Origin of the sequence: Streptomyces sp. NPDC059166, assembly GCF_042755185.1 — a bacterium.
Lineage (GTDB): Bacteria > Actinomycetota > Actinomycetes > Streptomycetales > Streptomycetaceae > Streptomyces.
The window spans coordinates 16,143-29,115 of record NZ_JBHZCI010000035.1; the positions used below are offsets into that span (position 1 = coordinate 16,143).

Genomic DNA, 12,973 nt, shown 5'->3' on the forward strand with positions numbered 1-12,973 from the left:
GGCCGCCCGTTGATGTCAGTCCTCGGTGACGGTGATGGCGGTGCACGGGCAGAGGTCGGCACAGAGCCGGACGGCCTCGTGCAGTGCGGGCGGGGGCTCCGCCTGGAGCAGGACCACGGTGCCGTTCTCCGGGTCCTGGTCGAAGACCTGGGGCTCGGTCGCCGCGCACCGGCCCATCGCGCAGCAGGCGTCCGTGTCCACGGACACGGTCAGCCGGGCGGGGCTCACCAGGTCACCGGGAGCGCGCCGAGTCCGTAACTGGACACCTCGTGCCGGAAGTCCAGCTCGGCGAAGGGGACGGCGAGGCGGGCGCCCGGCATCCACCGCAGGACGGCGGCCAGCATCTCCTCCAGCTCCACCTTGGCCAGCCACTGGCCGAGGCACTGGTGGATGCCGTGGCCGAACGCCAGGTGGCGGCGGGCGTCGCGGCCGGGGTCCAGGGTGTCGGGGGAAGGGAAGACCGACGCGTCCCGGTTGCCCGCGGAGAGCGACACGACCACGCCCTCGCCGGCCCTGATCGTGACGTCACCCAGCTCCACGTCCTCGACGGCGGCGCGGGCGAGGCCGTTCTGCACGATGGAGTGGTAGCGCAGCAGTTCGTCGACCGCCTTGGGGAGCAGCTCCGGCTCCTCGGCGAGCGTGTCCGCCAGTGTCCGGTCGGTGACCAGGCTCAGCAGGCTGAGACTGGCCTGGCTGGTCGTCGTCCCGTGGCCCGCGACCAGCAGCAGCCGGCACATCGGGACCATCTCCTCGACGGTCAGCCGTCCCTTTCGCACCTGGTCCACGACCAGTCGTCCGAGCAGGTCGTCGCCCGGCTCCGGCATCGCCATGCGTTCCTCGACCACTTCGCGGAGCAGGCCGTCCAGTTCGTCGCGGGCGGCGGCCACCTGTTCGGGCCGGTAGCCGCGGTCGATGAGGATGCCGGCGCGGTTCTCGATCAGTTCGCGCTGCTCGTCCGAGACACCGAACAGCAGGGCGATCACCCGGGAGGGCACCGGGATGGTCAGTCCGCGCACCAGGTCCACCGGGCGGTCGCCCTTGACGAGGTGGCCGAGCATCTCGTCGAGGTGCTCGCGCAGCACCGGCCGCATCGCCTCGGCCCGGCCGTGCAGGAAGTCCCGGGTGAGCATCGAACGCAGCCGGGAGTGGTCGGGGTCGTCCATGCGGATGAAGGAGGCGGTGTGCGGCTTGTCCCGGACGAGGACGGACGTGGTCGTCATCATGGGGAATCCGGGAGCGCTGGTCACCGCGGTGAACCGGCGGTCCGCGAGGACGGCGCGCGCGTGCCGGTGTGCCGTCACCAGCCACACCCGGCCGCCGTCCCACATGGTGACGCGGCTCGCGGCCGGGCCGGACCGCAGAAGGGCGAGCGGTGGAGGCGGATCGATCGGGGAGACGCGCTCCATCGGGTAGGACGGCGAGTCCGTCACCTTCGGGGGTGCTGCGTCCTGCGTCATGGGGTCCCACCTATCGCTGCACGGGCATGCCGACGTGAAGTAGCGGCCCCATCCTCACCGTCCGCCGTCCGCGCTCCCCCGGGGGCCGGACGGACCCGCATAACGAGCCGCCGACGCACATAACCCCGGGCACCGACGGCCCCCACCGGGCGGGCGCACGGCTGGTACTTTCGGCCGCGCCGTACCGTCGGACAACCCCTTCGGCCGGATTCGCGCTCCGGCCCAACACCCCGGGAACGAGGAACACATGAGTTCACCGCTAGAGGGAAGAGTCGCACTCGTCACGGGAGCGGGATCGGGCATCGGCCGCGCGACGGCGCTTGCCCTCGCCGCCGCCGGGGCCTCGGTCGCGGTCGCCGGACGACGCCTCGGACGCCTCGAGGAGCTGCGCGCCGAGCTGGAGGCGACGGGCGCCGCGGTCCACGTCCTCCAGCTCGACGTGACCGACGAACAGGCCGTCGCCGCGGCCGTGCGTTCCACCGTCGACACACTCGGCAGGCTCGACGTCCTGGTGAACAACGCCGGGCTGATGCTCCTGGGGCCGGTGGAGAACGCCGACACCACGGACTGGGCCCGGATGATGGACACCAACGTCATGGGCCTGATGTACATGACGCACGCCTCACTCCCCGAACTCATCAGGAACCAGGGCACGATCGTCCAGATCTCGTCCATCGCCGCTCGTGTGGTGGGGCGTGGCAGCGCGGTCTACAACGCGAGCAAGTTCGCGGTGAACGGGTTCAGCGAGGGCCTGCGGCAGGAGGTGACCGAGCGCGGGGTGCGGGTGGTCGTCATCGAGCCGGGGACCGTGGAGACCGAGTTGCGCGACCACATCACGCACGCCCCGTCGAAGGCGGCGATAGCTGAACGGGTCGCCAAGATCAGGCAGTTGCAGAGCGAGGACATCGCGGCAGCGGTCCTGTACGCGGTCACCGCGCCGCCGCACGCCACGGTCAACGAGATCTTCATCCGTCCCACCGACCAGGCCTGAGGCACCGTCACGGCGGACACCGCGCACGCGGTGTCCGCCGTCGTGCTGTCCGGGGCGCCGCGCCGAGAGGAGCGAGCGAAGAGAGCGCCTGCCTAACGTGGGCCGCAACAGGCCGTCACAGGTGAAGTAGAGGCGTCATCCATAACCGTAAGGAAGCCGTCCGTGCCTTCTGCGATACACGTGCCCTCCGTTTCCCCCCGGTCGACGCGGTTGCCGCTCGCGCGTCCGGATCTGCGGCTGCTCGACGCGGTCGGGCAGTGCGGCGACCTCACCGAGGCAGCCCGCAGGTCAGGCCTGAGAGCGGCGGCCGCCCAGCGGCGGCTGGAGCGGCTGGACCAGGCCACCGGCCTGCGGCTGACCCTGCGCGACGCACATGTCGCACGGCTCAGCCCGGACGGGGCCCGGCTGCTCGTCGCGGGGCGCCGGTTCTTCCGCCAGGTCGACCAGGCGGTTCAGACCGAGATCTACGGGCGTGGCACCGAGGCCCTGAACGCACCGCGTGTCCTGAACATCGCGACCGCGGAGCCGCTGATGGAGGACCTCGTCGAGGACGCGGCGGACACCCTGGGCATCCTGCTCTCGGTCAGTCACGACACCCCGCGTCAGGTGCTCGGGCAACTCGCCGGCTACCGGGTCGACGCCGCCCACACCTGGGGTGTGGAAGGCCTCCCCCAGTCGGTCGACCGCGCCGTTCGCGTGTACGAGGTCCTCGACGACCCCCTCTGGGTGACGCTTCCCCTCGGACACCCGCTGGCCGGCCGTGACACGGTCTCGCTCGCCGATCTCCGGGAGGAGAACTGGGTCTCCGAGGCTGGGCCCCGGGCGGAGGTCCTGGTGCGCCGGGTCTACCAGCGGGCCGGCCTCACCCCGCCGTCCCGCATCCAGGTCACCGGTGCCTCGGTGGCCCGCGGGATGCTGCGGAGGGGCGACGCGATCGGTCTGGGCTCACCGGCCTGCCCGGCCGTCTTCGCGCCCTCGCTGGTGCGCAGATCCCTGGTGGAGCGGCCTCGGCGGGCTGCGGGGCTGCTCGTCGACCCCGCGGTCGTACCCGGTGCGCTGGCGCAGCGGTTGGCATCGCTGCTCACCGCCCGCTGCCTGGGCAGGTTCACCGAGCAGCACGGGGACCTGCTGCGCGATCCGTGGTGGGCCGACTGGCTGGACGGGCAGCGGGTGCTGCTGGACCGCCGGATCGAGGCGGCGCGCAGTCTTCAGCCACCGCCGGCGCTGCCCGACGAGTCGGTCCAGGTCGATGTGGAGGACCTTCGCCTCCTGCGTGCGGTGGCCGACCACGGGAGCATCAACCGGGCGGCGGCGGTGCTGTCCATCAGCCAGTCCGCGCTCACCCGTCGCATCCACCGCCTCGAACTCCGCCTCGGCGCACGCCTGCTGGTGCGCAGTTCCCGGGGGACGGACCTGACGGTCCCGACCCGGCAGTTCCTCGCCCGACTGGCCGGCTTCGAGACCGAGCTCCTCGCCGTGGGCCTCGGTGGTGCGGCGGACCGCCTGCCCTCCGGTGCTCCGGGCGGGGCCTTCCAGCCCCGTACGCACCGGTCCCCCCGGGGCGGTGGGGCACGCCCCGGGAGGTCCTCGTCCGAGCGGTCCGCGGGCCGGCCTGCCGCCGCCGGACGGAACTGAACGCGCCGTGGCGCCGGTGGGGGCGGCCCACCGGCGCCGACGCTGTCAGCGTGCGCCCAGCGCCACGTAGTCGTACATCCCGAAGGACCCGGTCACGAAGACGTTGCGGGCGTCCGGGTGGCGGTAGAGCAGCGAACGCGGGTAGAGGTAGGGCACGATCACGGCGTGCTCCATGGTCAGCCGGTCGATGCGGTGCCAGATGGCCGCGCGCTCCTCCATGTCGCCGCTGACCGCTCCCCGGTCGAGCAGACCGTTGATCTCCGGGTCGTCCAGTTCGCCCATGTTCTGGTTGCCGCGCTCCTTGATCGCACGGCCGTCGACGATCTGCTGGAAGAAGCCGTAGCCGTCGGGGAAGTCGGCGCCCCAGCCGAACATGATGATTCCGATGCCGTGTTCGCGCAGGTACTCGGGGCTGCCCCCGTAGCGGTCGAAGTAGTCGCCGGAGGGGAAGTCCAGCACCTCGGCCTCGATGCCGACGCGTGCCAGGCCGGCCGCCAGCGCCTCGGCCGCCCGGTATTCCTTGAGGCGGTCCTTGCGGGCGGCGATCTTGGTACGGAACCCGTCGGGCATTCCGGCCAGGGCCAGTTCCGCGCGGGCCGCGTCGAGGTCCCCGGTGCCGTCCTCGCCGACCGGGTAGCGGTCGAAGGGCTGGTGGCCGTCGATGGTCGGCGGAAGGATCGTGGTGGCGATGTCGCCTCCGACCGGGCCCCCGTATGCCTGCTGCATCGCCGCCTTGTCGGTGGCGAACTGCACCGCCCGCCTGCAGTGGACGTCGTCGAACGGGGCGATCCGGCTGGACAGGCAGTAGATCCAGGTGAATCCGGTCAGCGGGTTGTCGGCGTTCGCCTTGAGCGCGGGGTCCGCGAGGATGCGTTCCTGGGTGGCGGGCTGCACTCCGAAGCCCGCGAGGTCGATGTGGGCCTCTCCGGAGAGGAGCATCAGGTCGACCTCGTGCGGGTCCTTGCCGAGGTGGACCTCGATGCGATCGGCGCGCTGACGGCGCACGGGGTCGGTTCCGGGGTCCCAGTTCGGGTTGCGTTCCAGGACCACCAGTGAGCCGCGCTCGTAGGAGGCGACGCGGTAGGGTCCGGTCGCCACGGGGCCGAGCCGGTACCCGATGCCGGTGTCGCGTGCTTTCGGGACCGGGGTGGTACTGGGCATGGTCGCCAGCAGGTCCATGCCGGCGAAGGGCTCGGTCAGTCTCAGCACGAGGGTGCGCTCGTCGGGGGTCTCGATCGTCAGGGGCCCGTCCACGTCGGGCTCCCGCCAGGGGCCGCCGTAGTCGGTGCCCAGCAGGTGACGGAAGTAGGTGGGGCCGACTCCGAGGACGTCGGAGCCGTAGTTGCTCCTGGCTATGGCGTACTTGACGTCCGCGGCGACCACCGGCGTACCGTCCTCGTAGCGCAGCCCCGGGCGCAGCCGGTACGTCCAGGTCCTCCCGCCGTCGGACACCTCGCCGAGCGATTCGGCCAGGTCCGGGACGAGCCGCTGACCGCCCTTGCCCGGTTCGGTGGCGAAGGTGACGAGTGTCCGGCCGATGAGGCGCAAGAAGTTCCAGGTGTAGGCGTAGTACGTGTTGCCGGGGTCGAGCGAGTCGAAGTCGTCGGTACGGACGAGGCGAAGGGTCCCGCCCAGTTCGTCGGTAGGGGCGACCACTGCGCCGACAGCGGCGTCGAAGCCGGTGGTGCCCGGCTGTTCGGTCTCCATGTCCCAGCCCTTCTCGCGGTGAATTCCGCGCCATTCTGCGGGTGTGACGGGCTCCGGGCGGAGCTGTCCGAGCACGGGTGCATAGCCGACAGCCGGTCGGTATAGCGGGAGAGCCGGGTGAGAGGCGGGGAAGAGCCGTGGCTGATTTGCTCGCGTCCCCTCACGCGCGAAGCGGACGGCCGCTTACCCACGCGCGATGCGGATGCCCTGACGAGAGGCGAACCGAGCGTGCTCCGAAGAAAACGATGGCATGTACCCGTCATAACATTGGCGGCTACGGCCCTGCTGGCGGGATATCCGTCGCTGTCGATGGCCAAGACCCCTGAGCCGCCCGCCGGAGCGGCGCAGGGATGGACCGGGAAGGACCAGGCGGACGCCGCGAAGCCGGGCCCCGCGACGCTGCCGGAGGCCGTCCCCGCCGACGAGCGTGCCGAGGTGCTCGGCACCGGTTACCGCAGCTCCGACGACCTGGCATGGACGACGTCGGGTGACGCGACCGGCTTCCACGTCATGGTGGCCGCGGCCGAGGACGGCTACCGGTGGCGTACCGCCGCGACGCTGTCCGAACCCGGCTTCGACACGGACACCTGGATCGGCAACGCCTGCCTCACCGCCTCCGGGAAGCGCGCCGCCGTCACCTACGCTCCGCGGACGTTCACCAACAAGCCCGCTCTGATGACGCGCGGCGCCTTCACCGCGGTGGTCGACCTGTCGACCGGCGCTGTCACCAAGCTCCCCGTCCAGTCCAGCCTGAGCTACTTCTCACCGGGCTGCGGCACCACGGAGAAGGCGGTCTTCTCGCAGTTCTCGGACGACGACTCCGAGCGCAACGAGACCCGGCTCATCGGCGTGGACACCGCGACCGGCAAGGCGGCGAAGCCGCTGGAACTGCCAGGCCAGGTCACTTCGGCCGTCCCGCTGAACGACGGCTACGCGGCCGCGCAGGGCGCCCGCCTGGTCAAGGTCGCCCCCTCCGGCGACGTACGGGTCGCCGCGCACACCACCGCCGTCCCCTTCCAGCTCACCGCGGCGCACGACGGCTCCGTCGTCTTCATCGACCGCACCGGGGCAGCCGGGAAGACAGCGGGCGAGAGGGCCGAGGTCCGCCGGGCACCAGCGGCGCTCCTCGGCGCCTCCCTGGCGGCCGGCACCACCCAGCGAGTGGCCACCGGCGCACTCACCGACTTCGACCTGGCCCGCTCCGCCCGTAGCGGCAAGGTCTACGTCACGGGCAAGGCCAAGGCCGCCGGAACCCTGCCGGCGTCCGTGCGCATGCCCGCCGGCGTGGCCAAGGACGCCGTCCTCTCCACGAGGGGCGAAGCCGCCGTCAGCACCGCGTGGGCCGACGGCAAGGACTCCCGGATCGCCCCGCAGGAGGCCGCCTCGGCGCGCACCGCCCGGACCCGGATGCACCTCCTGGACACCGGACGCGATGTCACCCTGGACTCGCATCCCGGTATGACGGTCGGCTCCACCGCGAAGACCGCGGCGGGCCTCGCCACCTCCCCGGCGCTGGCCTCGGGCGCCTCGGCGGCCACGCCGAAACTCGCCGCCGCCTCGCCGACCAACCCCGTGGAGGACGAGCGCTACTGCTCGGTCCCGCGTGGAGACGTCCGCAAGCAGGCCTTCCAGCCGACCCCGCGCCAGGTCGAATGGGCGGTCGACCAGGCGGTGGTCGGCAAGCTGAACTCACACGTCTCGCGTCCCGCCAACTGGAAGAACACCGGGATGTCGGCGTACCAGCCGCAGTCCCTCTTCCCGCTGAAGACCATGGCCGGAGACCCCAACGGCGTCCCCGACGCGGCCGACGACTACCACATCCCCGCGCAGGTCATGCTGGGCATCACCGCCCAGGAGTCGAACATGTGGCAGGCGACCCGCTTCGCCGTCCCCGGTGTCACGGCCAACACGCTGATCGGCAACTACTACGGCATCAGCTACGACGCCGACGGCGGCCAGAACGACCCGTGGGCCGTCAACTGGGGTTCCTCCGACTGCGGCTACGGCATCGCCCAGGTGACCGACGGCATGCGCAAGGCCGGCCACGAGAAGCCGGGCGAGACCGCGTTGTCCGTGCAGAAGCAGGAGGCGGTGGCACTCGACTACACCGCGAACATCGCCGCCGGGGTCAACATCCTCGTGGACAAGTGGAACCAGACGTACAACGCCGGGATGACCATCAACGACGACGGACCCTCGTACATCGAGAACTGGTTCTTCGCGCTCTGGGCGTACAACTCGGGCTTCTACCCGCAGTCCACCGCCGGGCAGCACGGCGGCCACTGGGGCGTCGGCTTCACCAACAACCCGGCGAACCCGCTGTGGAAGGCCAACCGCACCCCCTTCCTGGAGAGCGCCGCGGGCGGGGACGACTACTCGCACGCCGCCCACCCGCAGGACTGGCCCTACCAGGAGAAGGTGATCGGCTGGGCCGCCCGCCCGATCTCCGCGATGTTCGCCCCGGGTGACTTCCAGCCCGGCTACCGCGCCGCCTGGTGGACGGCCGCGGACCAGCGGACGCTGGCCAAGCCCCCGGTCGGGCTGTTCTGCGACACGTCCAACAACTGCGACCCCAGCAAGATCAAGGAGGGGGACACCGGCACCAACGGTGCGTGCCAGCTGAACAACCCTGCCGACGAGTTCTACCTGCACTGCTGGTGGAACAAGAAGGCCAGCTGGAAGAGCTGTCTGGGCGGCGCGTGCGGATACGCCCTCCACCGCTTCGACGCGACGTATCCGGAACAGCCGGACGGCAGCGCCTACCCGCCGCGGTGCTCCAGCGGCCTCCCCTCGGGAACGTACGTGATCGACGACGTGGCCTCGGGGGTCACACCGGCCGGTTCTTCCGGGCGTAGTTGCGGGGCGACGACCTCACCCGGCACCTTCGGCTTCAACTTCACGGCCGACGGAGCCAATTACCCGGGCAAGATCGACACCCATCAGATCGGAGCCGGCTACGGCAACCACTTCTGGTTCTCCCACACCAGGAACCAGGCGACCGCGGAAGGCGCCCGGCTGCGCACGACCGGCACCTGGACGCTGACCAACGGCATGACGGGCTGGGCCAGGGTCTGGGTGCACCTCCCCGACCACGGCGCCCACACCCGGCAGGCCTCGTACACCATCTCGGGGACCAACAGCACGAGTCCGGTGCGGGTGCATCCGCAGCGGGTCCTGGAGAACAGGTGGGTGTCCCTCGGGGTGTTCCAGTTCACCTCCACGCCGAAGGTCTCACTCTCCACCCACGCGGCCGACGGCACGGGTTCCGAGGACGTGGCCTGGGACGCCGCGGGATTCCAGCCGCTGCCGGGCAAGCCGAAGGACATGGTGGTCGCCCTGGGCGACTCCTACTCGTCGGGTGAGGGGGCCTCGGCCTCGGGCGGGGTCGACTACTACAAGGAGACGAACTACCGCGACGAGAACAACCCCTCGACGCGCAACGCCTGCCACCGCTCCACCAAGGCATGGTCGCGTCAGGCCACCATCCCGGGGCGCTCGGCCTCCGTCGGCTCCATGGACGACAGCCGCTCCTCGGCGATGGACTACCACCTGGTGGCCTGCTCGGGCGCCCGCACGTACAACATCGCGGCCAACGGCGAGAACGGTGAGCTGCCCCAGCTCTCGAAGGGGTACCTCGACCAGAACACGACGCTGGTGACCATGTCCATCGGAGGCAACGACGCCAGGTTCGCCTACATCATCCAGAAGTGCATCTTCGGTGGCATCGGCTGGCCGACGCTCTGCCAGGACCAGACCTTCGACGACGACGACAAGAACGTCGACGACGCCGCCTACCAGGGGCTGAAGATCGGGGTGGCGGCCGAACGCCTGGCCAAGGAAAGGGTGCGGCCGGCCATCACCACGGCCCTGAAGAACATCGCGGCGAAGGCGCCGAACGCCAAGATCGTCCTGATGGGGTACCCGCCGCTGCTGGAAGGGGTCGGGGGGTGCATCCCCGGCATCGGGACCGAGGAGGCTCCCTGGCTCAACAGCATGGCGGGAACCCTGGCCACGGAGATGCAGGGTGCGGTCGACGACGCCAAGTCCGCCGGGGTGAAGGCGTGGTTCTCCAACCCCGCCCAGAACTTCGCGGGCAAGGCCGTCTGCGGTGACCCCGAGCAGGTCCACGGGATCGTGCTGGACCTCGTCCAGAGCGACGAACCGGCCATCGACTGGCCGATCCTGCAACTCGGCGCCTCCGCACAGTCCTTCCACCCGAAGATCGGTGGAGCCCGGCTGTACGCGGACTCGCTGGAGCGGACCATGGCAGGCATGGGTCTCTGACCCGGATCATCCGACTGGGCCCTCCTCGTCCGGCGGTTTCCAGGGGAGGGCCCTCCGGGCAAGGAGGTGAGCCTTGGGACGGGTGTCCCGGCGCGGCGACATCGGGGCGGCGGCACTGCTCCTTGCGGTGGACGCCGTCCTGGTGGCCGTCCTGCTGCTGGGGGTGCTCGTCTCCGGGGGCCTGACCGGTAGCCCGGACCGTGCCGCGGTGCACCGCGAGGCCTCCCGTGCGGCCCTGGTCTGCCTCACCCTGCTCCTGGTCTCCGGCGGCGTCGCCGCAGCCCTGCGGGCCTGGGTCACCCTGGCGGTCCAGGTGACCGCGCTGGGGAGCGCCGCGATCGCCGCGACGGCCGCCGGGATGGGGTTCGGCACCTGACACGGGCGTGCCGCGCTCCCCGGTCACTGCTGGGGAGCGCGGCACTCGGATACCTGGTGCGGGTTCGCCCGCGGCCCGGGTGGCCCAGCCGGCCAGGGTTCAGCGCCGGGCCATCCCCGGAACCGCCGCGAGCATGTCGGCGTCCTGGCGCAGGATCGCCCGCTCGAGCGTCGTCAGCCTGGGACCCGGATAGATCCCCAGTTCGTCGGTCAGCGTGTTCCTCGCCCGGCGGAACACCGCGAGCGCGTCGGCCTGACGGCCGGAAAGGTAGAGCGCCTGCATCAGATGCCCGTAGAGCTCTTCCCTGAGCGGGTGAAGTGCAATCAGATCGGTGAGTTCCCCGATGGCTTCCTCGTATTCACCCAACGTTATTTCCAGGCAGATTCGTTGCTGGAGTGCGGCGACACGCTCTTCTTCCAGACGCGCGGCCCGTGTCTGCAATGCACTGCTGGAAATCCCCGCGAGCGCCGGTCCTCGCCAGAGAGCGAGCGCGTCCTTGAGCAGATCGAGCGCCTCCTCCTTGAGGCCGGCACGGACGAGCCTTTTCGCGGTCGCGATGTCGCGCCGGAAGATCTCGTTGTCGATCTCGCTGTGATCGGGGTCCAGTTGGTAACCGGAGGCCGTCGACAGGACGGTTTCCTGCGGTACGCCGGCCGCCGCCATCGAGCGGCGGATCATCCACACACTCGTCTGTAGCTGGCCGGAGGCGGTTCTGGGAGGATTCTCGCCCCACAGCTGGCCGATGAGTTCGGGTGTGCCCACCGCCCTGCCGGACACAAGTGCGAGAGCGGCCAGGACCCTGAGCTGCCGCTGCCCGGTGAGTGGGACCGCCACGTTCCGGTACGTCATGGAGACCGGACCTAATATGCGAATCTGCACGCCGACCACAGGGTTCTCCCGTTCTGTCGGTCCACGGCCGGCTTTCCCGCCATGAACTGCTGGATTTTCGCATGCGATGTTCTCGAGTGCGCCGGCCATTTGACGACTGTGCGAAGAAGCGGACCGAGCCATGACGCGCGCAGCGAAGCTCCGTCCTATCGATTCGGGACAGTAATCAGCCAACCTTGCCCCGTCAACGGAGCCGAAATGGGGGCGGCTGAAAACTGCGGTGCCGGTATGGGCGGACGGCGCCTCAGGGGACTGCCGCAGCGAGCGCCGGCGGGTCGGGCCGCCCGGCGTACAGCGTTCGCACATCGCATGGAGTGACGGCCGCGGCATGGCGGTCTCGCCGACCGGCCCCGCCCCGGACCGCCGGATTCCGGGCGCTGGCGGAGGATGTGCCTCCGCTGTGCGCCCGACGGGAGCGCGCGCACATCGCAAAGGATTACCCAGAGCACCGGACCGGCTCCGGGAGCAGCCTCTTCAGCGGTATAGACCAGTGATGGCAGAAACCGGTGCGGTGCGACCCCACACGTCGTCGCCTCAAGGACCGTACGGAAGCCCCGCTCGGCCATCCGGCGTGCCACGAGCCGGAGTTGTGGGCCTCGGCCGGTTCCGGTTCAGGCCTCCGCCGTGACGTCGAGCAGCTCGAGGTGGCGAGGCGCAAGCACCCGACTGCCGCCTTCCCGACCCTGACGGACCGCCGCTTGTTCGAGTGCCCGGACGGCATCCGGCATCACGGAACGTGCGAGCCCTGGATCCCTCAGGGGGGTCACCATGTCGTCGTGGTGACAGGGCAGGAGCACGGACGGCGATCCGATCGCGGCGAGCAGCCGGTCCGGGTACCCGTGGACGGCCGCGTGGCCGCTCATCCCGATCACCGCGACATCGGGACGCGCGCCCGCCAGTTCCCGCTCCGCGACGTTGCTGGTGCCGGTCAGCAGGACGGACGGACCTCCCTCCACGGACACCTGGAAGGCCAGCGTCCGTCCCTCCACCAGATCGCCGAGGACACGGGGCCTCGGCGGGGCCTCGCTCCGGGTCCCCTCGGCGAACGACGAGTAGTCCTCCTGCCTGCTGTGCAGGCTGCGGAACACCTCCACGCTGTACCCGTCGAACTGCAGATGGTCTCCGCCGTTCACCGCCACCACGTCCGCCATGCGGTGGGCAGGAGTTCCCATTGCGGCCAGCAGGTGACGTGACGTCATGTCACACAGCGTCCGCACGCGCCGGTCGCGCCAGGCCGGCCGCGCGAGCAGGTGCGGAACGTCCGCGAGGTGGTCGAAGTGGCCGTGGCTGATGAGAATCAGCTCGGGCGCACCGGTCAGCGACTCCTCCGCGACGAGCTCCACCGCCTCCGGGTCGAGGGCCAGGGGCAGCGCGGGGTCGAGGGCTCCACCCTCGGCGGCGTAGGGCATCCGGCTCAGGTAGGGGTCGAAGAGCACGCTGCGGCCCGCGAAGCTCAGCTCCCAGCCGGCGACTCCGAGCCAGCGCAGCCCCAGTGCGGTGCCCTTCGGCCGCTTCGACGGCCGGCCCGCGTGGGCGACGGGCACCGGGGCGGCGCCGCCGACCAGCAGCCCCGCGGCCCCGGCACCCAACGCGCCCTGGAGAACCGACCTTCGCGACTGACCCATGCGCCACCTC

The 12,973-nt window shown here is 70.8% G+C and carries 9 protein-coding genes; 4 read left to right on the forward strand and 5 right to left on the reverse strand.

From position 1 onward, the window contains the following. Positions 1 to 15 precede the first annotated feature (15 nt). Positions 16 to 228, reverse strand: a complete 213-nt coding sequence (locus tag ACFXOA_RS24270; protein ID WP_385032320.1) for a ferredoxin — start codon at positions 226 to 228, stop codon at positions 16 to 18. Next, positions 225 to 1,457: a cytochrome P450 gene (locus ACFXOA_RS24275; RefSeq protein WP_385032323.1), complete on the reverse strand. Its 1,233-nt coding sequence runs from the start codon at positions 1,455 to 1,457 to the stop codon at positions 225 to 227. The genes ACFXOA_RS24270 and ACFXOA_RS24275 overlap by 4 nt, the downstream gene beginning before the upstream one ends. A 247-nt stretch (positions 1,458 to 1,704) precedes the next feature. Between ACFXOA_RS24275 and ACFXOA_RS24280 the strand changes: the two genes are divergently transcribed. Together ACFXOA_RS24280 and ACFXOA_RS24285 are read left to right on the forward strand one after the other, a co-directional pair. After that, positions 1,705 to 2,448 carry an SDR family NAD(P)-dependent oxidoreductase gene (locus ACFXOA_RS24280; protein ID WP_385032326.1) on the forward strand — a complete coding sequence of 248 codons (744 nt, stop codon included), beginning with the start codon at positions 1,705 to 1,707 and terminating at the stop codon, positions 2,446 to 2,448. Positions 2,449 to 2,610: 162 nt separating this feature from the next. Next, positions 2,611 to 4,083: a LysR family transcriptional regulator gene (locus ACFXOA_RS24285; RefSeq protein WP_385032329.1), complete on the forward strand. Its 1,473-nt coding sequence runs from the start codon at positions 2,611 to 2,613 to the stop codon at positions 4,081 to 4,083. Positions 4,084 to 4,128: 45 nt separating this feature from the next. On the opposite strand, the gene ACFXOA_RS24290 is transcribed toward ACFXOA_RS24285, so the two are convergent. Continuing rightward, a complete protein-coding gene (locus tag ACFXOA_RS24290; protein WP_385032332.1) occupies positions 4,129 to 5,790 on the reverse strand; it encodes an ABC transporter substrate-binding protein in 1,662 nt (553 codons plus the stop codon). Positions 5,791 to 6,099: 309 nt separating this feature from the next. Here ACFXOA_RS24290 and ACFXOA_RS24295 point away from each other — a divergent pair, with 309 nt between their 5' ends. Together ACFXOA_RS24295 and ACFXOA_RS24300 are read left to right on the forward strand one after the other, a co-directional pair. Continuing rightward, on the forward strand, positions 6,100 to 10,074 hold the full coding sequence (locus ACFXOA_RS24295; protein WP_385032335.1) for a NocE: 3,975 nt from the start codon (positions 6,100 to 6,102) through the stop codon (positions 10,072 to 10,074). Positions 10,075 to 10,156: 82 nt separating this feature from the next. After that, entirely contained in the window at positions 10,157 to 10,450 is a 294-nt protein-coding gene (locus tag ACFXOA_RS24300; RefSeq protein WP_385032445.1) for a transporter, read from the forward strand. 99 nt (positions 10,451 to 10,549) lie between these two features. On the opposite strand, the gene ACFXOA_RS24305 is transcribed toward ACFXOA_RS24300, so the two are convergent. Then, entirely contained in the window at positions 10,550 to 11,428 is an 879-nt protein-coding gene (locus tag ACFXOA_RS24305) for a BTAD domain-containing putative transcriptional regulator (RefSeq protein ID WP_385032338.1), read from the reverse strand. Positions 11,429 to 11,949: 521 nt separating this feature from the next. Then, on the reverse strand, positions 11,950 to 12,963 hold the full coding sequence (locus tag ACFXOA_RS24310; protein WP_385032341.1) for an MBL fold metallo-hydrolase: 1,014 nt from the start codon (positions 12,961 to 12,963) through the stop codon (positions 11,950 to 11,952). Positions 12,964 to 12,973: the final 10 nt, after the last annotated feature.